This is a genomic window from Dorea hominis (genome assembly GCF_014287705.1).
In the GTDB taxonomy this organism is placed as follows: Bacteria; Bacillota; Clostridia; order Lachnospirales; family Lachnospiraceae; genus Dorea_D; species Dorea_D hominis.
This window is the reverse complement of sequence record NZ_JACOOY010000018.1, coordinates 45,452-68,252: the sequence shown is the minus strand read 5'-3', so window position 1 is coordinate 68,252 and position 22,801 is coordinate 45,452. Positions and strand designations below refer to the sequence as shown.

At 37.3% G+C, this 22,801-nt stretch carries 12 protein-coding genes and 1 CRISPR repeat array (1 of these 13 only partly in view); all 12 genes read left to right on the top strand.

The window, feature by feature from the left end; translation table 11 throughout:
* Nucleotides 1–322, top strand: a 322-nt coding sequence (locus tag H8S07_RS12505; RefSeq protein ID WP_207722425.1) for a hypothetical protein, incomplete at its 5' end; no start/stop codon positions are given.
* 103 nt (nucleotides 323–425) lie between these two features.
* Nucleotides 426–2,372: a SpaH/EbpB family LPXTG-anchored major pilin gene (locus tag H8S07_RS12500; protein WP_186856131.1), complete on the top strand. Its 1,947-nt coding sequence runs from the start codon at nucleotides 426–428 to the stop codon at nucleotides 2,370–2,372.
* 123 nt (nucleotides 2,373–2,495) lie between these two features.
* Nucleotides 2,496–3,350, top strand: coding sequence for a class C sortase (locus tag H8S07_RS12495; RefSeq protein WP_117538441.1), 855 nt, complete (start codon nucleotides 2,496–2,498; stop codon nucleotides 3,348–3,350).
* 10 nt (nucleotides 3,351–3,360) lie between these two features.
* Nucleotides 3,361–4,191 carry a class C sortase gene (locus H8S07_RS12490; protein WP_186856130.1) on the top strand — a complete coding sequence of 277 codons (831 nt, stop codon included), beginning with the start codon at nucleotides 3,361–3,363 and terminating at the stop codon, nucleotides 4,189–4,191.
* A complete protein-coding gene (locus H8S07_RS12485; RefSeq protein ID WP_186856129.1) occupies nucleotides 4,181–10,384 on the top strand; it encodes a SpaA isopeptide-forming pilin-related protein in 6,204 nt (2,067 codons plus the stop codon). The genes H8S07_RS12490 and H8S07_RS12485 overlap by 11 nt, the downstream gene beginning before the upstream one ends.
* Entirely contained in the window at nucleotides 10,362–11,549 is a 1,188-nt protein-coding gene (locus tag H8S07_RS12480; protein ID WP_186856128.1) for an InlB B-repeat-containing protein, read from the top strand. The genes H8S07_RS12485 and H8S07_RS12480 overlap by 23 nt, the downstream gene beginning before the upstream one ends.
* Nucleotides 11,550–11,681: 132 nt before the next feature.
* Nucleotides 11,682–14,810 carry an Ig-like domain-containing protein gene (locus tag H8S07_RS12475; RefSeq protein WP_186856127.1) on the top strand — a complete coding sequence of 1,043 codons (3,129 nt, stop codon included), beginning with the start codon at nucleotides 11,682–11,684 and terminating at the stop codon, nucleotides 14,808–14,810.
* A 206-nt stretch (nucleotides 14,811–15,016) separates the two neighbouring features.
* The gene (locus H8S07_RS12470; RefSeq protein ID WP_186856126.1) at nucleotides 15,017–16,066 is read left to right on the top strand and encodes an IS30 family transposase; all 1,050 of its coding nucleotides are present in this window, start codon (nucleotides 15,017–15,019) and stop codon (nucleotides 16,064–16,066) included.
* A gap of 7 nt (nucleotides 16,067–16,073) precedes the next feature.
* Nucleotides 16,074–19,463 carry a type II CRISPR RNA-guided endonuclease Cas9 gene (gene cas9, locus H8S07_RS12465; protein ID WP_243176027.1) on the top strand — a complete coding sequence of 1,130 codons (3,390 nt, stop codon included), beginning with the start codon at nucleotides 16,074–16,076 and terminating at the stop codon, nucleotides 19,461–19,463.
* The gene (gene cas1 / locus H8S07_RS12460; protein WP_186856125.1) at nucleotides 19,460–20,332 is read left to right on the top strand and encodes a type II CRISPR-associated endonuclease Cas1; all 873 of its coding nucleotides are present in this window, start codon (nucleotides 19,460–19,462) and stop codon (nucleotides 20,330–20,332) included. Before cas9 ends, cas1 begins: the two co-directional genes overlap by 4 nt.
* Before the next feature lie 4 nt (nucleotides 20,333–20,336).
* Nucleotides 20,337–20,642, top strand: a complete 306-nt coding sequence (gene cas2 / locus H8S07_RS12455) for a CRISPR-associated endonuclease Cas2 (protein WP_021861462.1) — start codon at nucleotides 20,337–20,339, stop codon at nucleotides 20,640–20,642.
* On the top strand, nucleotides 20,639–21,310 hold the full coding sequence (gene csn2 / locus H8S07_RS12450; protein ID WP_186856124.1) for a type II-A CRISPR-associated protein Csn2: 672 nt from the start codon (nucleotides 20,639–20,641) through the stop codon (nucleotides 21,308–21,310). The genes cas2 and csn2 overlap by 4 nt, the downstream gene beginning before the upstream one ends.
* Before the next feature lie 56 nt (nucleotides 21,311–21,366).
* Nucleotides 21,367–22,801: direct repeats of the CRISPR family, unit length 36 nt; unit sequence GTTTGAGAATGATGTAAAAACGTATGGTACTGAAAC; it runs 245 nt beyond the window's last position.

Here is a 22,801-nt window from a genome sequence, read left to right as displayed (position 1 = left end):
AGTGTTTCTGATTCAAATGGAAGAGATTAGCAAAATTGTATTTCTGGATCGGGCAGTATCGTACTTTTTTGAAGTGGATCCAGTTATGAATGATGAAGTTTTGATTACATCAAGGAGAGAAGACAAATATATAAAAAGAAATGTATTGTATTCCAACTATATTTATGAAGACCAAGATGAAAGATTGGATAAATATACAAAACTGACAGGTTGCAAAAAATCTCAGATTATTTTTCAGGCATTAGTGAATTACAGTGCATATCTGTTAGAAAAAAACGATAGCTTTTATCTAAAACTTATGGAGAAAAAAGATGAATTATGAAAGAAGATACTCTATGAGGAGGGAAGATAAAAAGAGGATTTTCTTATTTATTCCAAATTACCATATGGAATGATCATAATTAAAAAAGTAAAGGAGAAAAATCATGAATAAAAAAGTTAAGAAAAAGATCATGACATTGGCTTTGGCTGCAATGCTGACTGCTGTATCAGTTATGCCTGCCAAAGCCGCATCTGAGGATGTTATTGATACATCCAAAACGGCATCATTAACAATTCACAAATATGATATTACAGCTGCAACGCAGGCTGGTGTCAACGTAGATGACCAGATCTCTACAGGAAAACAGAATAGTGAAGTAGAAAAGAAACTGGCTGATTATGCCATCAAAGGAGTAGAGTTTTCATACCTTCGGGTAGGAGATGTTGATACACTAAGCTCCGGCGGAAATGTGAAGCTGATCTATGAGATTCCGGAAGCATTACAGAAAATCATCGGACTCGATACTCAGAATCCGGTTCATACAAAAGATACGAAGGAGTATTTCACTTCTCAGCAGATCAATGATTCTCTGAAAACAGCATTAGAAGATAACACAGCAACAAAAGATAAGCTGGAAGCTTATGCAGCAGACGCTGATAAGATGGCACTTACAGATGCTTCCGGAACAACCACTAAGAAGGACCTTGCATTGGGTCTGTACCTGATCGTTGAAACGAAAGTCCCGGAAGATGTTGTATATACAACCAATCCGTGGTTTGTGCAGCTCCCAATGACAGATTATGAAGGTGAGAGCTGGTTCTATGATGTTGTATGTTACCCGAAAAACCAGACAGGTGTTCCAACACTGGATAAAAAAGTAAGAAATAATCCAGATGAAGCGAACATCACAACTGCAGAAAAAGGTACAGTTGCTGACTTCACAAAAACAAGACCGGAATATACATACTCTGATACAGTAACTGCATCTGAAGGTGAAAAACTGGATTACAAACTTGTTACAAAACTTCCACGTATTACAAGCTCAACAACTTACTTAAGCAAATACACTTTCATTGATGAGCTGAGCCAGGGTATCACCTATGGAAAAGATGCTGTAATCGCATTTTACGATTCTCTTGACAAAGCAGAATCAAATGTAGCCAACGTAGCAGACAGTGGTGCTGTTGCAGTATGGACAAAAGATTCTGGAAAGTATACACAGGACTATTCTGAGAACGACAATGGATCAGCCAAAATGACAGTTGCAATGACAGCCGATGGACTGAATGAGATCAACAAAAACTATTCAGAGAAATACATGGTTGTATATTATACAGCAGATGTGAAATCAAATAACACGGTTGTAACCGGAGATAAAGGTAACCCGAATGATGTTTCTCTGGAATGGAGAAGAACAAGCCAGGAATATTATGACGTTTTAAGAGATCAGAGTATTGTTTATACATTCGGTATTGATCTTCAGAAGAAATTCTCTGACAACAACGGAGATGCAACAAAAGTTAAATTTGTACTTCAAAACCAGAAAGACAACTACTATGTAAAAGCAACCGGATCTAACGGTGTATATTATGTAAATGGTAAATCAGCTACAGAGGCAGGAGCTACAGAGTTCAGCCCGGCTGCAGATGGAACACTTCTGATCAATGGAATCGAAGGTGACACATATGTAATGACAGAGACTCACTCTGATACAGGATACAGCCTCCTGAAAGAGCCTATGACCATTACCATTAACAGTGCAAAAGCTGATATTACAGCTACAACCGCAAATATCACAGGCATCCAGAGCAAAGCCGGAACAGAAAGTACAGCAAATGACAGCGTGGTTAAAGGTGAAGCTCTGCAGAATAAAGTTGTAGTACAGACTACAGCAGCATCTGCAAAAGTAGATGGTACAAACGCAACTCTGAACGCCGACAAGACAACTACAGATTCTGAGCACGGTCTTGTTGACATGGAAGTATTGAACTCGAAAGGATTTACACTTCCAAAAACTGGCGGAGACGGACTCTATCTGATCACTATTTTAGGTGTAGTTCTTGCAGGAGCAGGAATCGCATGGAGCAGAAAGAAAAACGTTGCAAAATAATGAATAAATAATAAATCCGAAATCCTTAAAACCTAATAAATAAAAAACATGAAAAGGGAAGTGGTTCGGGAGATACCCGGACCGTCCCTTTTCCAATAAACGAAAATGTGAAACTATGAAGTTATGATAAATTCAAAAAAACCGAAAAAAATAATGCAGATGGCATTGATTCTTCTTGGTATCGGACTGGCTCTATATCCATGGATCAGTAATTATATTTACGATAAAAGCGCAAGCTCAAAGATTGGAGTGTATGAACAAAAAAGCAAACAGGTATCCGAAAAGGAATATCAGAGATTGTTCCGGGAAGCCAGATTATATAATCAGCAGCTTGCAAGAGCCAAAGTTGTACTTACCGATCCGTTCACGGATGAGATGAGCGTAAAAGCTACTGGATTACGATATGATGATATCCTGAAAATCAAAGGAACGGATATCATGGCTTATGTGGAAATCCCATGTATCCGTGTGAACCTGCCAATCTATCATGGAACGGCAGGAAAAACCCTGGAAAAAGGAATCGGACATATATCTGCATCAAGTGTTCCCGTAGGCGGGCATGATACCCATTCGGTATTAACTGGTCATACGGGCCTCAATTCATCGAGAATGTTCACAGATCTTACAGAGATGAAAAAAGGGGATCTGTTTTATATACATGTTGTAGGAAAAATCCTTGCATATAAAGTGGACGAGATTAATGTAGTTCTTCCGGAAGATACGGAAAAGCTGAACATCCTCCGGGGAGAAGACCACGTTACACTTATTACCTGTACCCCATATGGAGTAAATTCCCATCGGTTGTTAGTCCGAGGCACAAGGACGAAATATAATCCGGAAGATTATGACGCTGAAAAAAATAAAAACAGAGGTTCGCAGTGGCAGAAAGCGTACAAACGTGCATTGCTCATGGCTTTTTCGTTAATTTTAGTTGCCATCATAATTTATAAGATCATCCGGAAAATACGGAAAAAATAAGGTGTGTAAAATGAAAAGAGTAATTGGAATACTTTTTCTTTTTATCGGAATTGGATGCTTCTTCTATCCCAATATAGCAACGCATATCCAGTCAGAAAAGACGAACAATTACATAAAATACTATGAAAAATCGTTGGTGCATAAAGAAAAAGACGGAGCTTATAAAAAAGCGGTAGCTTACAATCACAGGATTTATAAAGAACATCAAAAGGGATTTAAAGATCCTTGGAGTTATGAACAGAATCCGTATCATGTACAGGGATGGAACCGGAAAGATTTTGGCTATATATCCATTCCGGAAATGGATTTGAAACTTCCGCTTTATTTGGGAGCATCGGACTCACATCTGGCGAAAGGTGCAGCCGTATTGGGACAGACATCCTTGCCGGTGGGCGGTGAGAATACAAATAGCGTGATCGCCGGTCACAGAGGATACAGCGGTATCCCATATTTCCGTGAAATAGGAAGGCTGAAAACAGGCGATAAAGTTGTGATCCGCAATCCATGGGAGAAACTTACATATCTTGTGGAACAGATACAGATTATTGATCCGAATGATATAGACAAAGTGAAGATACAGCCCGGAAGGGATATGGTGACGCTGATCACGTGTCATCCATACAGAGGGCATGGGAAATATAGATATGTCGTCTACTGTGTAAGAAGTAATACAAAAATGAAGATGAAAAAGAATGAAATGAGTGAAAAAAGTGCTTCGAGAGAAATTGAAGAGGAAAGACGATTCAGGCAGCTATGTGGTGCGGCATTGATAGTGATGTGTACTTTAGAATTTGTATCAATTTTCCGAAGACGGAAGGGAGCGAGAAAATATGAACAGTGAAAAGAAAGGATTCTTAAGAAAATTAATTTCTGTGCTGACCACCATAGTGATCGTAATGACTTCTTTCCAGTATCAGGGATTAACGGCGCAGGCTGCCAGCCATAAGCTTTCAGCCAAAGCCTACACAAGCAGCCATATCGTTACCTATCACTGGAAAGGCAGTGCAAAATTTGGTTCTGGAAAAGGTCTCGATTATATCAAAGAAAATGCTTGCGTCCTGCTTCATTATCTGGATGGAGATCTGGGACAGTGTGTCTATGCAGAACAGGACACACCGGAAGGTGCGGCGAAAGAATTTAATGTAAAAAATGATGAACGTACAAGCTGGATGTATGAAGAAAAAGCAGGTTATGACAAATATAAATACGTGGGGCTTGCACAGGAATATCTGATCACAAAAAAGGTATCCTTAAGTGGTATTACGAACAGCAAAAAATTAATGTCATTGGATAAAAGAGACAGGAAAATGCTTGCCCAGGGATTTGCCTGGTACATGCAGCATGGCTCATACAACCGGACCAAAGGCGAAACAGTAAAGTTAATCAGCAATATCAGTGGATTTCCGGCTGCAAAACAGGTTGTCTTATATGATGAGATCTACACGGCAGCGAAAACAGCCTTAAAGAATTACAAGATCAGTCAGAAGACGTATAAATTGGTCAGTGGCGGTAACAGCCATCAGCCGATTGCGGTCTTCAAAGTCGTTGCAGATTTTGAACCGATCAAAAAAAGTGTGTCCGTGAAGGATTTTGATTCAACAACTCAAAAAGTGAATCTGAAGATTGATAAGATCGATGCTGTGAAAAGAACCGGTCTCCCAAATGCGACTTTTAAAGTAACTTGTGATGGAAAAGAAGTTGCACAGATCACAACGGGAGAGGGTGGTTCCATCGATTATACATATAGTCGGAAATTAACGACCAAAACATATACCGTCAGTAAATCCTATATTGAAAACTGGGATGATCTGGATTTGACACAAAGGAAAAAGCTGACGCAGAACGGATATTACCAGAATAAAAGTGCAGCAATCAAAGCCGGAAGAGCTGAGTTAAAAAAGAAACTTACCGCAGAATTAAATTCCCTGAAATCCAAAACACATACCTGGAAGATTGAAGAGGTAAAAGCTCCGTTTGGTCATAAGGTAAGCAATTCCATTCAGACAGCAACAGAGAAAAGTCAGAATAAGTATCTCTACTTCCAGTTCACGGATCTTCCAGAAAAGAGAACACTGACAATCCAAAAGGACAGTGAAACCGGAGAATACGGTGTAGAAGCAACCCTAGCTAATGCAGTATATGGATTATATGCAGCAGAAAATATTTTAGACACAGATAATAAAACTGTATTATACAAAGCGGATGAAAAAGTCACTGAACTGACTACAGATAAAGATGGACAAGCTACCGTTAGTGAACTGAAACCGGGAAAATACTATCTGCAGGAGATTGAAGCTCCGGAAGGATATCTCTTATCTGATAAGAAATATCCGGTAGACTTAAGCTCCTCCGACCAGACCGAGGACGTAACAGATACGCTGATTACTGGAAGAATTTTAATTCACAAGACTTATGGAACAGAAAAACTTCCGGAAAAATCGGCTGAGTTTATACTTTATAACAGCAACAACGAGACAGTAGATACTCTGACTATTGATGAAAATGGAGATGCACAGTCCAAGGAGCTGCCTTATGGAAACTACCGGATTGAGCAGACGAAAGGAATGGATGGATATGCATTCCTGCCGACACAGATCATTAAGATTGACGGATCAAAAGCAGAATATACAATCAGCGCAAATGATGAACCGGAATATGCCGGTATTGCCATTTCAAAAACCATACATTGTGATGATCAGGAAACGAACAGTGTATGGAATGAAGCGGAGAAGGATGCAGAATTTGAAATCCAGGATGCCTCTGGGAAGACGGTGGAAACTCTGGTGACGGATGAACACGGATTTGCGGTTAGCGGCGAATTGGAGCCGGGAATCTATACTGTTCATCAGACAAAAGGTGCTGAGAATTACGAAAAAGTTAAAGATTTTCAAGTAACGATCAAAGCCGGTGATCATAAAATTCTACAGTATGACCTCGCAGATGAAAATATCGCTACAAAAATTCGTCTGAAAAAAGTGACGGTCAAAGATGAAGAGGAAACGGAAGAGGCAGAAGCAAAGTTCATCATACTGGATCAATCATTAGCAAAAGACATTGATAAGGCAGATTTATCGACCGGAACGAAAAGAAGATTGTATACTTTATCGTTGCCGAGAGAAGCTATCGTAGGAAGGATGACTACAGACAAAAACGGTGAAGCGTCTATGTTGTTAAATAAGCTGGATGCCGGAAAGAAGTTCATCGTATTACAGTGGGCCGGAGCTGATGGATATGCTCTAATGGATCCTTACTATTCAGAAAAAGATACACCGGTTATGGAAAATGGACATCCGACCTACACCATACAGGGAAAAGATGAATTTGAAGACTATGCTTATATCAAGATTAAAAAATCCATGGTGACTGACCGGGTAAATGATAAGGCGGTGACAGAAGCCGAAAGAGATGCAGAGTTTGAAATCATTGACATGAATGGAGATACTGTAGAAACTCTGATTACAAATGAAAGTGGTGAGGCGGTATCCGGAAAGCTGCCGTATGGAACGTATATGATCCATCAGATTTCTGGCAATGATACACACGAACTGGCGGAAGATCAGGAGGTCACACTTTCAAAATCCAATAAAAAAGAACCGGTTACAGTATCTTTTGAGAATGAAGAAAAGCCGGTAGAGGTCATTCTCACGAAACGTTCTTCAGAAACACAGATCTTACTTAGCAATGCATCGTATGATATTTATAACGAAAAAGGCGAAAAAGTTGCAAGTATCACAACCGGAGAAGAAAAAGAGGGAGTCGCAAGCTGCAAACTTCCTTATGGAAAATATTACTTAAAGGAAACGGTATCACCGGATGGATATAAATGTAGCAAAGAAAAGACTTTTGAAGTAAATTTTGAGACAGCAGAAAAAGGCACTTTATCATTAACGGATATGGATGAACCGGTATATGGAAAGATTGCGATTACTAAGACTGGGGATGTACTGACCGGATTTTCCATGGATAACTTCCAGTATTCCACCGGAGAAGTAGAAGAAGCTGTCTATGGATTATATGCCGAAGAAGATATATTGGCAGATGATGGTTCTCTTTTATGGGAAGCAGATGAACAGATCACAAAAAAAGCAACAAATAAGAAAGGAATTGCACAGTTCACAAGGACGCTAAAGGATGGCACGGAAACAGATGGATTTCCGCAGGGGAAATATTATATCAAAGAGCTGGAAGCCCCATATGGATATCAACTGGATGATTCTATATATGAGATTGTGATTACATGGGATACAAAAGCCAATGATTATAATGAGATCACAAAGCCAAACCCGGACACAGATACGGAAGATCCGAAACCGATTACCTATCCGGAAGCTAATTCAGGAAAATATATACTGGAAAGTGGAGGAAAATTTCACAATGATATGGGAGCTAATATGAAAACGGTAGTATTTTCCAACAAAAAAGCACCAGATGGAATAGATGTGAAAGACGTTTCCTCTTTGAAAGATGGAAGTGTAGTTATGTGGTCGGTTGGTGCAGAGTGTATTGTATCGACACAGAATGAGGAACAGGACGTTATATTGAATACTGATAGTAGTTTTATGTTCCTTGGCAGACTTACTATTGAAAATATTTATTTTGATGCGGCAGATACATCCGGACTTATAAATGCCACAGGTATGTTTCAGGCATGTACAAACCTTACAGAATTAGATCTTACAAATTTTGATACCAGAAGCCTTAAATATGTCAAAAATATGTTCCGGGGCTGTACAAAACTGACTACGATCTATGCCAATACGGAGATCGTTAAATCTGATCCGACAACACCGCAACCGGTAGAAGTCAAGGTTGAACCAAAGTATGAATTTGTGGTAGGAACAAAGTACGAGGCCGATGATTTTACATTTAAGTTGGTATATGATGATGGATCTGAAAAAGAAGTAGCTGTAACGGATAAAGAGGTAGAAATCGATCCGGATACGGCATCTCCGGTTGGGGAGCAGCAGGTTGGATTTACATTCAAAAGTGGGGAATGCTCTAAATTCGGATCAGTAGAAACAACCGTAAAAGTAGTGGATGCCCCGGATGCGGACAAAAGCCAGCCGGAAGACGTGGAAGTAAACTTGGATGTGGAAGATACGCTGATCACACATACGATCCGGATTGCCAAAGAAGATGAAAGCGGTAATCCGGTAGCAGGGGCTACTTTTGGATTATATGCGGCAAAAGATATCATAGCTAAAAACGGAAACGTTCTCTTTAGAGTAAATGAACTGATCGCAATGGCTAAATCTGAACTGACCAGCGAAGGGGATGCGGCGGTAGTGACATTCTCAAACCTTCCGTCAGACCTGAATGCTTCCGGATCGGGAAGGATGTATTATGTCAGGGAAATACAGGCTGCACCGGGATATGCGATTGGAGAAATGTCTGGAAAAACACTGGGATATAGCGGATCGGTAGAGAGCTACAATGGAGAAGTTGCCGGTGTGATCCATGATTATGAAAAATCCGGAATAATAGCGGACATTGCATACAAGAATGAGTATAGTGCTGTTACTAATAAGAAACTGACAAAAGTTGTGATTCAGAAGATTTGGGATGATGAGAATAATATTGGTAACAGACCAAAGAGCATTACGATTAGAGCTACAAATGGATCTCAGACGAAAGACTATACCTTAACAGCAGAGAACAACTGGATGGTGGATACGGATATACCGGTTGAAGAAATAGATGACTGGGAATTTGAAGAGCTTTCATTTAACGGAAGTGATAAATATAATACTTCACAAAAAAAAGATCCAGAAACAAATGTCATTACTTTTACAAACAAACTCAAAAAAGTTTATAAAAACTTCGTTGTCCAGAAAGTATGGGATGATGGGGATGATCAGGATGGCATCCGGCCGGAGAGCGTGAAGGTGAATCTGTACCGGAATGGGAAGTATTTTGACAGTACAGAATTAAATGAAAGCAATAACTGGAAGGATAATACAAAATTTAGACGTTTGGATGCTGAAAATGATGAAGGAGTAGAATATACCTATGAGATCAAAGAGGAATCTACAGATCTGATCAACGGTAATTCTAAGACCGGATATGAAATTTCATATGCGGAAGAAGACCAGACAGATACAGATGGAACAGCATATACGAACGTAGCGATCACCAATACGCATGTTCCGGGAAAATCCAAGATTGTGATCCATAAGAAGATTGATGGAGATGTAAACTGGAATCTGGGTAATCCGGAGTTCACTTTCCTGATCACAGGAACAACCCTGCAGGGGGATGATGTAAAGCTTCGTAAGAAGATCACATTCAATAAAGATGAAATAGAACAACTGTTATCAGAATCGAAAGATGGGAAAGTGACAAAGGATCTGATTTTTGATGATCTGGATCCGGGTACGTACACTGTTACAGAAGAGGACGATAATCCTTATTATGAACTGGAAAAGATTGAGAGTACAGATACAGGCATCTCCATTGATAAGAATAAAATCACGTATCAGTTAGGACGTAAGGATGGCTCGCTTGCCGGACGTACCAAGGATGGAGAAGTGACGTTTTACAATAAGGAACGGAGCGGATCGGTTGAGATCAACAAAAAGGATGATTCCGGAAAAGCATTGGAAAGTGTAGGCTTCGCCTTATATGATCAGGACCATAACCTGATCCAAAGCGGAAAGACAGATACGGATGGAAAGCTAAAATTTACTGGGCTGCCAATCGGAAGTTACTGGCTGGAGGAAACAAATACAGTTTCTGGAAAGAACAAACTTTCAAAAGCGTTGAAGATCACTGTCCCATTGCAGATGACACAGGATGAAGTGGATGCAAAAAAAGCAGATACAAGCAAGGGTATCAAGATCGGTGGAGAGTATTATTTCTATCAATTGACATACGACATTACGAACAGTGCGATCCTGAACATACCAAAAGCCGGAGCATTAGAACAGTATCCATGGTTATTACCGGCTATGATTTGTATAGCACTGGGACTGGTTGGAATGAGAAACAGGAAAAGAAAAGGAAGTGAACAAGATGAAAAAGAGCAAGAAAAATAGAATTTTACAATGCACAACGGTCATTCTTCTCTTTTTATTGATCTTTGGACAGGCTCTTAAGCTTCATGCTGCGGAGTCTGTGTACAAAAGCGGATACATGTATTTCAAGTTGTCCGGTGGAGATAAAAACTCAACAATCCAGATCCATGTATGGAAAACGGCAAATTTTACACACGATGATATGAAAAACAAGGCAATGCTTTGGAATGTGGAAATCTCAGATGCAACCAATAACCATAGTGTCAAGCTGTTGAAAAGCCAAGTAACAACAACGAAAGATAATGAAGGGGATTATTATATCCTTCCAATTCCTATTTCTTATGTGGTACCGGCAAACCATGAAGTAAACGGACAGACACTAACAACTGAGCTAGATGAAAGTGAAGGAAGATGTGGACTTTATGTGAGCCAGAGTGGATCAAAATATTACAGTGCAGCATGTGTCGATAACGATACAACAAAAAGCCAGTATCTGATGGTGAATACAGCTCAGGTAGGTCTGCGAACTGTTGATGGATACAGATATAATTATACGACAGGTTCAAGAGCGATCGTTACATTAACTTTAAAACGTCCGAAGTACAAGGTAACATTCAATGCCGGAACCGGTACAAGCTGGGGAAGTGCGACAACCAAAACAGCAACTGTGGCAAGAGGAAACACGGCATCCATAACAGCACCGACAAAAACCGGGTATACATTTGCCGGATGGGATAAAACACTGACAAATGTAAAATCCAGCTTCACAACAAACGCGAAATGGACAGCCAATAATTATCCGTGTAATTTCTATGCAAACGGTGGAATAGGAACCATGGATGGACAGGATATTGCTTATGATTCCACTGCAACATTGAAAAAGAATACGTTTCAGAGAACCGGGTATATATTTGCCGGATGGAGTACAGAAAAACGTGGTAAGGTAATTTATAAGGATGGGGATTCTATAAAGATGTCCAGTACATCCGGAATTGACCTGTATGCAATCTGGAAGAAAAAAGGGCTTATATCTGATTTCACGAATGTAGAAGAGGATGAAGGTATGTTTTATGGTGATGAAAAACTGGAAGGTGGCAATGGTACAGTTTACGATAATAGACATACAACATCTGACTATGCACATACGGATGAGGAAGATGATCCGGGATATTTTACTGGAAAATAAGAGCTGTAAAGCCTGTAAAAAGTACAGACTTTAGAAATGAATTATGGTACTATAATAATAGTTACAAAGGAGAGTGCCTCGGTAATCCGGGGCATTTCTTATAAATGCTTATGACAAAAGGTGGCAATGAATATGAAGAAATTGAATTGGTTATTAAAAGGGGCAGGAGTAGCACTTTTGCTGGGAGTGTTACTACTTCCTTGTAAAGTGAAAGCTGCAGATTATGCGATAGAAAATGAGGAAACGCTTACTACACATGAAGATGGTATACGATATACATTGAGTAAAAAAACATATGATTCCTGGGAAGAGGCTGCAGATGATATCGGAGAAATTGCAAAAGAATTTGGAGTAAAAAGAGATCATAAAAAAGAATGGCTTGTTATTCCGGTTGAAATAGAATCTGAAAAAAGGATTCCTGAAATAGATGAATCTTATTCACAGGAATTTAAGAATAGGATAGAGAACAGTACTTTTCAAGAGGAAACAGGCAATCCAGATGCAGGACATATGTTACAAAGTGATGTTGGATGGACAAATGGGTTTAAATATCAGTATGAGGATGGCAAGTATATAGGAATGTCTACGATTATATTTACTTATCAAACTCCCTTAGAAGTCTATAAAAACTTCCAAAAAGAAACTACGGACGTAATTAACAGTTTAAATTTGGAAGGAAAATCCGATTATGAAAAATGCCTTTTGGTAGAGGAATGGGTTGGTAAACACATCGCTTATAAGGAAAGTTATAGTAATCCGGAACATTATTGTAATGCGGTGTTTGTTTTTTATTCTAAAGCCGGTGTTTGTATGCATTATGCGGATTTATTTTATTATATGGCGAATAAAGCAGGGCTGCTGGCACTGGAAGATAGTGGAACTTTGGGATATTCTGGACATGCGTGGAATTTAGTTAAGATAGACGGAACGTATTATTATACAGATCCAACAAATTTTCAAAATTTTACGTTTGTAAATGGAACTGCAAAGGCAGAGTTTTTATATGGATCAGATGATTTCAGTTTTCATCGATCTTATAAATCGTCTAATGAATATAAGGACAAATATCCGATTGCATCTGAAATGTATAGTAAAGAGCATTCTTCCTGTAATGGAAAACATGAGTTTACAATAAGCGGAGTACAAGGTGGTTGTTACCCAGGTACTGTTTATAAGTGTAAGAATTGCTTTTATGAATATTGCGTATATACCGGAGAGGAAGACCATGAGTACAATAATGGGAAAATAACACAGGAAGCAGACTGTACGCATGACGAGATTACAACCTATCAATGTAAGAATTGTAGAAATGCTGATTATACAGTAGTAACCGGACCGGCACTGGGGCATGATTATCAAAAAGAAGAGGTAGAGCCGACTTGTACGAAAGATGGATATATTAAATATACGTGCAGCCGGTGTAATGATACCTATACAGAGCCGGGAAAAGAAAAGTTGGGGCATGATTATAAGGAGACTGTTCTTAAGGAAACTACTTGCTTAGTAAATGGTAAAGTTCAGTATACGTGCAGCCGGTGTGGTGATACATATACAAAAACCATACAAAAATACGGACATGATTATAAAGAAACGTCAGTAACTCCGGCAACTTGTAAAACCGGAACCATCCATATCTTAACCTGTACAAGATGCGGTGGAACATCAAGAAGGATCGATAATGATAAGCTAACAGAACATGATTGGATTACAACAAAAGAGCAGAAAGCGACCTGTACGGAAGATGGATCTAAGACCTCTAAATGTAAAGTCTGCGGTACTACAAAGACGGAAACGACAAAAGCAACCGGTCATGATCCGGAAGTACTCAATGCTGTAGAAGCAACCTGTACAGAAGATGGCTATACTGGAGATACCTACTGTAAAACCTGTGGAGCATTGATCAGTAAAGGAAAGACAATTGATAAGCTCGGTCATTCCTATGATGAAGGAAAAGTGATCAAGGAAGCTACGAAAGAGGAAGAGGGACTTAAGGAATATACCTGTAAGCGTTGTGGTGAAAAGAAAGAAGAGACAATCCCGAAGTACGAACATCTACATGATTCTTATGAAGAGATCGTGATCAAGAAAGCGACCTGCAAAGAACCGGGAATCATGAGATATCAGTGTACAGAGTGTGATTACTACTATGATACAGTCATTCCGGAACTCGGACATGGAGAGCTGGAATACCGGAACCAGAAAGAAGCAACCTGTACGGAAGACGGATATACTGGAGACGGTTACTGTAAAAATTGCGGTGAGCTGTTCCTTGAGGGGGATGTAATCGAAAAACTGGGACATTCCTATGATAATGGAAAAGTGATCAAAGCAGCCACTTATACTCAGAAAGGCTTAATGGAATATACCTGTGAACGCTGCAATGAAAAGAAACAGGAAGAAATCCCGATGTTAAAGTTTGATCTGAAGCTTTCTGTACAGATCAAATCCAATATCCAGGCATTATTCCAGTGGGATACAAAAGACGCCCTTTCCTATCAGGGCACACAGATCCAGCAGCTTAATGGAACGGATTATGAAACGATAGAAGAGAATGGATGGACGGTATTTGCTCCGGATGATCAGAAACAGAAGACTTTTTATAGAGCAAGAGGACACTATCAGTACAAAACGGAATCTGGATCTTATGAAGACGTTTATACAGAATGGGTAGAATTTTCATTGTTTAATGATCCGGAACCGGATAAACCAACACCAGTAAAACCAACTAAGCCGGTTGTAAAAGTAAAGAAGGTTACTATATCCGGAACATCCCATGTCTTATCTGCAGGAAAGAAAATCCAGTTAAAAGCCACTGTAACACCTGCAAATGCCAAAAGCAAAGCAGTTACATGGAAAAGCAGTAACACAAAATATGCTACAGTAAATGCGAAAGGTGTGGTTACAACGAAAAAAGCCGGTATCGGTAAAAAAGTAGTGATCACAGCAATATCAAAAGATGGCAGTAAAAAGTATGGCACTTACAAGATCAAGACTGTAAAAGGTGTAGTTACCAAAGTAAAGGTTACCGGATCGAAAACTATTAAAAATGGTAAGTCAGCCAAATTAAAAGTTGCAGTTTCCGGAACAAAGGAATCTTACAAAGCGGTCAGATGGGTAAGCAGCAATAAGAAGTATGCAACAGTCAATGCAAAAGGCGTTGTTACGGCAAAGAAAGCAGGAAAAGGCAAAACAGTGAAGATTACAGCCGTTGCAAAAGACGGCAGTAAAAAGCAGATGGCAATGAAGGTCAAGATTAAATAAGTATTGCCAAAGTTAGGAGTGTATTTTATAATGTAGTTGTTAATTCAATTTCAGCATTGAATTAGTTAAATTGTCATAAGCAAAAGAGCACTGCGAAAGTAGTGCTCTTTTGTTGTCTGCATGGAAATATTGTAAAAACAAATTGATTTCCGTTATACTGAAATTAATAAGGTAAGAAAATATAGTGGAAATGAGAGAGGTACAGTATGGGGGGAAAGTTTGATCATTTATCAATGCGTGATAGGATTCGGCTTGAAACATTAATTAAGGCAGGTCATACAGTTATAGAAATAGCGAATATGCTTGGGGTTCATCGTAGTACAATTTATAGAGAAATCAAAAGAGGTCGTTTTGTAGCTTTAAATACAAATTTGACAGAAGAAGAACGTTATAGTCCTGATATTGCACAGGAAAAATATGAAGAAAACTTGAAATGTAAAGGTAGTGGATTAAAGATAGCAAATGATATGAAACTTGCCAATTACATAGAAGAAAAGATAGTTGATAAGAAATATAGTCCAGCGGCAGTATTAGGTGAGATTAAAGCGGAAAATAAAGAAAGTGAGTTTTCCGTAATGATTTGTACAACCACTTTATATAGTTATATAAATAAAGGAATATTTCTGTGCTTGACAAATAAAGATTTACCGGTGAAGAAAAATAAAAAGAGAAAAAAGAAGACTTTGAAAAGACAAGCCAGAACAGAAGCTGGAGAGAGTATAGAGAACAGACCAGAAGAAGTAGATGCCAGAGAAGTATTCGGTCATTGGGAAATGGATACGGTTAAAGGAAAAAGAGGAAAATCACGCAATAGTCTTCTCGTATTAACAGAACGGAAGACAAGAAATGAGATAGTGAACAAAATTTCTGACGGAACTACTGCGTCCGTAGTAAATGCGTTGGATATGCTTGAAAGAAAATGGGGAGAACAATTTAAAAAAGTGTTTAAGACAATTACAGTAGATAATGGATCAGAGTTTGCAGATTGCACAGGTATGGAGCGGTCTATTTTTGATGAGAAAAAACATAGAACAAAGATATATTACTGTCATCCATATAGCAGTTGGGAACGTGGATCTAATGAGGTTACAAACAAGTTAATAAGGAGACATCTACCGAAAGGTGTAAATTTTGATAATAAAACAGAGGAAGAAATAGCAAATATAGAAAATTGGATCAACACATATCCACGTAAAATACATGGATGGAGTTCAGCGGAAAAGATGTTTAAAAAAGAAATTGAAAAAATAGGATAAGCATTTGTTGAAAAATAAAAAAATGTCGCATTTAATATTGACATTTAAAATACTTGGTGCCAGGACAAAGTGCGAAAAGGCGGTGATTACTCTTCTGACTGGTGGAACAGCTAAATTGAGTGACATTTTTGCAAATGAAGAGTTGGATGAAAATGAACGACCTAAGATCTCATTTGCTGACAATGGATACGATGAGTATATAGATTCTGTAGAGGCAGAACTTGGAGAACAGTTTTATATTATTGCATCGGCAAAAGCTGTCTATGACTGGTCTGTATTAACAGATATTCTGGATGGATGCACTTCTATTTCCGAAGCAAAGATTAAAGTATATGAAAAACATAAAGCAGACCTTCGCTTATTAAAGAAAGTGGTAAGAGAAAATTTTTCTAAAGATATTTATAAGAAAATATTTGTTATATCAGATGCAAAACTTGCCAATTATCCAGCCTACATTGGAATGACGAAAGTGAATGGTAAAAAGACTGCATTGGAGGGGAAGCAATGCAGTCGGGAAGACTTTTTGAAATATCTGCATAAAACAATGGTGGAAAAACTGCCAGAGAGTGAAGAAAAGACATATTTGAAAAATGAAATAGAGACGGATCAATTTTTGCCGAGACAGGTTACAAAAGATAATGGAGTATTGCCATACCAGATTCATAAGTATGAATTACAGAAGATTTTGGATAACCTTAGTGCTCGTATCCCGGTGATTGCTGAAAATAAAGAGAAATTAATACAGCTATTTACTTTCAGAATTCCATATTATGTCGGACCGTTAAATAAAGTAAAAGAAGAAAATGAACAGAAGTATACCTGGGCTGTAAGAAAGAGTGAAGATAAAATTTATCCGTGGAATTTTACGGATATCATAGATGTTGAGGCAAGTGCAGAAAAGTTTATAAAAAGAATGACGAATAAGTGTACATATTTGATTGGCGAGGATGTACTTCCGAAAGATTCATTACTGTATAGTAAATACAGGGTATTGAATGAATTGAATAATGTTCGCTTGGATGGAAAAGAAATATCAGTAGAATTAAAGCAAAAAATTTATGAAGGTGTATTCTGTAAAAGAAGAAAAGTACGTCAAAAAGATTTAAAGAACTTTCTGCTTAGGGAAGGAATTGCAGAAAGAGATGTTGATATTACTGGAATTGATGGAGATTTTAAGGCATCGCTGACGGCTTACCATGATTTTAAAGAAAAATTAAGCGGAATAGATTTAAAACAAAGTGAAAAGGAAGAGATAATACAGAATATTGTATTATTTAGAGATGATAAAAAGCTATTAAAACAAAGATTAGGGAAACTATTTCCAAAGCTGACAGATAAACAGAAAAGCAGCATAGCAGCTTTGTCTTATCATGGCTGGGGAAGATTTTCAAAAAAATTTTTAGAGGAGATAACCATACCAGCGCCGGAAACAGGCGAAGTATGGAATCTTATAACTGCATTATGGGAAACAAATGAAAACCTGAGTCAGTTATTAGGGAAGAAGTATCAATTCAGTGATCAAATCAAAGAGTATAATGGGGAACAAAATAATCCAACATTGTCGTATAAAACTGTAGAGGAACAATATGTATCTCCGGCAGTAAAACGTCAGATATGGCAGACGTTACAAGTGATAAAAGAAATAAAGAAAGTAATGGGAAAAGAGCCGGAGAGAATTTTTGTTGAAATGGCAAGAGAATCGCAGGAGAGTAAACGGACGGAGTCTAGAAAAAAACATTTGATGGATCTCTATAAAGTATGTAAAGAGGAAGAAAAGGAAATATATGAGAAATTAGAAAAGCATGAAGAACAACAGCTTAGGAAAGATAAATTATTTTTGTATTATACTCAGAGAGGACACTGTATGTATTCTGGAGAACGCATTGAATTTGATGATCTGTGGGATAATACGAAATATGATATTGATCATATATATCCGCAGTCCAAAACAATGGATGATAGTTTAAATAACCGCGTACTTGTAAAAAAGGAATATAATTCTAAGAAATCTGATGATTATCCAATAAATTCCGATATACAGAAAAAACAAGGTGGATTCTGGAAAAGTTTGTTAGATGGTAATTTTATTACAAAAGAAAAATATAAACGTTTAGTCAGAAAAACAGAACTTACTTCGGATGAACTGGCTGGGTTTATTGAGAGACAGATTGTTGAAACAAGACAGAGTACAAAAGTTGTTGCAGATCTATTAAAAAAAGTTATGCCGGATTCAGAAATTGTGTATGTGAAAGGCAGAAGTGTATCTAAATTCCGACAGGATTATGATTTTGTTAAAGTGCGTGATATGAACGATTTGCATCATGCAAAAGATGCATATTTAAATATTGTAGTAGGAAATGCATATTATACGAAATTTACCAAAAATGCGGTTTGGTTTATAAAAGAAAATCCGGGCAGATCATATAATTTAGAGAAAATGTTTATCCATGATATTTCCAGAAATGGAAAAGTAGCATGGAAAGCAGGAGATAAGGGAACGATAAAAACTGTTCGAAATGTAATGAATAAAAATAATATTCTTGTAACCAGAAGATCTTATGAAGAAAAGGGTGGACTGTTTGACCAGCAGATTATGAAGAAAGGAAAAGGACAGGTTCCGGTTAAAACGAGTGATGAGCGGTTACACGACATTAATAAATATGGTGGCTATAATAAGGCGGCTGGTGCATATTTTATGCTTGTCAAATCTACAGATGCAAAAGGAAATGAACAAAGGACGATAGAATTTGTTCCGATTTACAAAAAAGATTATATAGAACAGAGTGAAGAAAATGCACTAGGATATTTATGCGAGATTATGAAAGACCGAAAATTGTTAAATCCGATTATTCTGATTAATAAGATAAAAATCGATACTTTATTTAAAGTAGATGGATTTTATATGTGGCTTTCTGGAAGAACAGGAAAACAATTGATTTTTAAAGGTGCAAATGAATTATTATTATCAGATGAAGAAACTAAAATACTAAAAAAGGTTATAAAATTCATAAATCGGAAAATAGAAAATAAAAATGTGAAGATTGTGGCGTTTGATGGTATAAACGAAGCAGAACTTACACATTTGTATGATGTATTTGTGAGTAAATTACAGAATACAATTTACAAAATCAGACTTGGATTGCAGGCATCAACCTTGATAGACAATAAAGGGAAGTTCGAAAAACTGAGTCTGGAAGATAAATGTACTGTATTAGCAGAAATATTACATTTATTCCAATGTCGAAGTACGATGGCTAATTTAACATTGATTTCAGGACCGGCGAAGGCTGGATCAATAAAAATAAATAATAATATAACAAAATGTAAACAAATTTCTATTATAAATCAATCTGTAACTGGAATATATGAAAAAGAGATTGATTTATTAAAACTATGAGCTGGCGTATAATTGTTATTTCTAAACGGGCAAAACTGGATCTGCAATTGGGATACATGGTTGTACGAAGTGAAGAAGTAACAAAAGTAGTATTAAGTGAAATATCAACAATTCTAATAGAATCAACAGCTGTATCATTGACTACCAGTTTATTGGCAGAATTGACGAGAAGAAAAATCAAAGTGATATTCTGTGATGAGAAGAAGAATCCTTCGTCAGAATTAATCAGTTATTATGGTAGTCATGATACAAGCAATAAAATTCGAAAACAGATTGCCTGGAGAAAGAACACAAAGGAGGCAGTCTGGACGGAAATAGTAACAGAAAAGATCCGGAAACAAAAAGAATTATTAGAAATAATGGGAAAGGAAGAAGCGGAGCTTTTATCATCTTATTTAAAAGAAATAGTCTGGAATGATACAACTAACAGAGAAGGACATGCTGCCAAGGTTTATTTTAATGCATTATTCGGACTGGATTTTACAAGGACAGAAGACAATAATATTAATGCTGCATTAAATTACGGGTATTCTATTATCTTGTCAACATTTACAAGAGAAATAGCTGCCACTGGATATATTACGCAGTTGGGATTATTTCACGATAATATGTTTAATCAATTTAATTTAGCGTCCGATTTGATGGAGCCGTTTCGTGTTCTGGTTGACCGTGAAGTCAAACAGATGAAATTGGATAGTTTTGAGCATGATGAGAAAATGCAACTGGTTAACATTTTGAATCAAGAAGTTTCCATAGATGGAAGAATACAGTATGTAAATAATGCAATAAAGATTTATTGTAAAAGTGTATTTGATGCTTTGAATGATGATGATAGTTCTCTGGTTCGGTTTTACAGGTTTGAGCTATAGGTTTATGAGGGTATTAGTATTTTTTGACCTGCCGGTATTAACAGCAGAGAATAGAAGAGCGTATACCAGATTCCGAAAATTCTTACTTAAAAATGGCTTTCTGATGTTACAGGAATCGGTATATTGTAAATTAGCTTTAAATGGAACGGCAGTTAACGCAATTGTAGATAATGTACATAAGAATAAACCAGAGGAAGGGTTGATTCAGCTTCTTACAGTTACAGAAAAGCAATATGCTAAGATGGATATTGTTGTTGGAGATTTAAAGAGTGAGGTTTTAGATACCGATGAAAGGTTAGTGGTTTTGTGAAATTAGTTCATCCGGAATTAAGCAGAGCAATCATTGATGCTACTGTTGATTATACAGAATGGATAATTGAGGCAACAGAAAGATTCGCGGCATTTGTATATGAACTGAAGAATCAATGTGACGGAAATGATGGAAGGTATGTACTATCTGATGCCGATAAAGAACTGGGAATATCAAAAAATATGGATATCGTATTTGATATTTTCAGCATAGATATCAACAGTAAAAAGATAGTGAATAAATTATATGAGGAAATGCAACAAGTTGCCTATTCTGAAAAGTTGTATGTAAAAACGCAAGAGATAGCACAAAGTATACAAAAATATATTTTAGAATTAGAACAGGAAACAGATTATATACTTACATTTACAGAAGATGTTGACTGGATGGCAATATTTAAAGCATTACAGGTACAGCATGAAATAATAGAGGAAGATTATTTTGAAAAACTGATTCGTTATATTAAAGTTGCAGCGGTAGTCATGAAGTATAAGATTTTTGTATTTGTAAATCTCCGGAGCTATTTGTCAGATTTGCAAATGCAAAAACTTATCCAAGAAGCAATTCATCAGGAAGTAAAACTGATATTTGTGGAAAATTGTGTAAAAGATTGCATGGGAGAGGGATTAAGGTATATTATAGATAGAGATCAATGTGAAATCTATTAAATGTGTTTGAGTACCTTGTTTTGCGCAAATGATGGCGGTTCATTTTTGAATTTGAGGTTTGAGAATGATGTAAAAACGTATGGTACTGAAACGACGAGCGGAAGTAATCTCCCGCTCGTCAGGTTTGAGAATGATGTAAAAACGTATGGTACTGAAACGGCGCACAAATAGCATTGGATGTACTGATGGTTTGAGAATGATGTAAAAACGTATGGTACTGAAACCAATTCATCAATACCAAGTGTATAGGTCTGTTTGAGAATGATGTAAAAACGTATGGTACTGAAACACTAAAATGAAAGTAACGAAAAAAATTACAGTTTGAGAATGATGTAAAAACGTATGGTACTGAAACGTTAGCTAAAGCAATCTTTTTCCGATATGCGTTTGAGAATGATGTAAAAACGTATGGTACTGAAACCATGGCAATACATGCCACGATTGGAAATCCGTTTGAGAATGATGTAAAAACGTATGGTACTGAAACAATCTGCAATGCTGATAGGTGTTATCCCATGTTTGAGAATGATGTAAAAACGTATGGTACTGAAACTATCCAAACGAAGGAGTTGCGTATGTTTAAGTTTGAGAATGATGTAAAAACGTATGGTACTGAAACCGGTCCGCTATAATCTCTTCTGCCGCGTCCGTTTGAGAATGATGTAAAAACGTATGGTACTGAAACTACTTGATGCAGACGGACATGAACTTGCTGTTTGAGAATGATGTAAAAACGTATGGTACTGAAACTGAAAATGTTTAAAGAAGAGTACGGGGAAGTTTGAGAATGATGTAAAAACGTATGGTACTGAAACGTGGTGGTCGGTATCCACAGGCTTTTGTGAGTTTGAGAATGATGTAAAAACGTATGGTACTGAAACAGTACAATGCCAAGAAAAAGCAGCGATAGCGTTTGAGAATGATGTAAAAACGTATGGTACTGAAACGGTATAATGTTATCCAATTGTGAACAACTGTTTGAGAATGATGTAAAAACGTATGGTACTGAAACGATTCAGACACATGGTTCTAATTTTGCTACGTTTGAGAATGATGTAAAAACGTATGGTACTGAAACAATTAGTGCATTAGACTTGTACCCGTCTGGGTTTGAGAATGATGTAAAAACGTATGGTACTGAAACCCAGACATCACGAGCGACAGCAGAGTCATGGTTTGAGAATGATGTAAAAACGTATGGTACTGAAACTACTTGATGCAGACGGACATGAACTTGCTGTTTGAGAATGATGTAAAAACGTATGGTACTGAAACTTGACTGATCTCTTTTTACGCCTGCCGTATGTTTGAGAATGATGTAAAAACGTATGGTACTGAAACGCCTTTTGGTGGTTACAAACCTAAAAACAAGTTTGAGAATGATGTAAAAATGTATGGTACTGAAACTTGACTGATCTCTTTTTACGCCTGCCGTATGTTTGAGAATGATGTAAAAATGTATGGTACTGAAACTTTGAGATCCCAACACGT

What these genes read in the sequence shown, in the direction of transcription:
- H8S07_RS12480 (WP_186856128.1), top strand. Translation starts at nt 10,362, where the DNA reads ATGAAAAAGAGCAAGAAAAATAGAATTTTACAATGCACAACGGTCATT.
- H8S07_RS12490 (WP_186856130.1), top strand. Translation starts at nt 3,361, where the DNA reads ATGAAAAGAGTAATTGGAATACTTTTTCTTTTTATCGGAATTGGATGC.
- H8S07_RS12475 (WP_186856127.1), top strand. Translation starts at nt 11,682, where the DNA reads ATGAAGAAATTGAATTGGTTATTAAAAGGGGCAGGAGTAGCACTTTTG.
- H8S07_RS12500 (WP_186856131.1), top strand. Translation starts at nt 426, where the DNA reads ATGAATAAAAAAGTTAAGAAAAAGATCATGACATTGGCTTTGGCTGCA.
- cas2 (WP_021861462.1), top strand. Translation starts at nt 20,337, where the DNA reads ATGAGGGTATTAGTATTTTTTGACCTGCCGGTATTAACAGCAGAGAAT.
- cas1 (WP_186856125.1), top strand. Translation starts at nt 19,460, where the DNA reads ATGAGCTGGCGTATAATTGTTATTTCTAAACGGGCAAAACTGGATCTG.
- H8S07_RS12470 (WP_186856126.1), top strand. Translation starts at nt 15,017, where the DNA reads ATGGGGGGAAAGTTTGATCATTTATCAATGCGTGATAGGATTCGGCTT.
- H8S07_RS12485 (WP_186856129.1), top strand. Translation starts at nt 4,181, where the DNA reads ATGAACAGTGAAAAGAAAGGATTCTTAAGAAAATTAATTTCTGTGCTG.
- H8S07_RS12495 (WP_117538441.1), top strand. Translation starts at nt 2,496, where the DNA reads ATGATAAATTCAAAAAAACCGAAAAAAATAATGCAGATGGCATTGATT.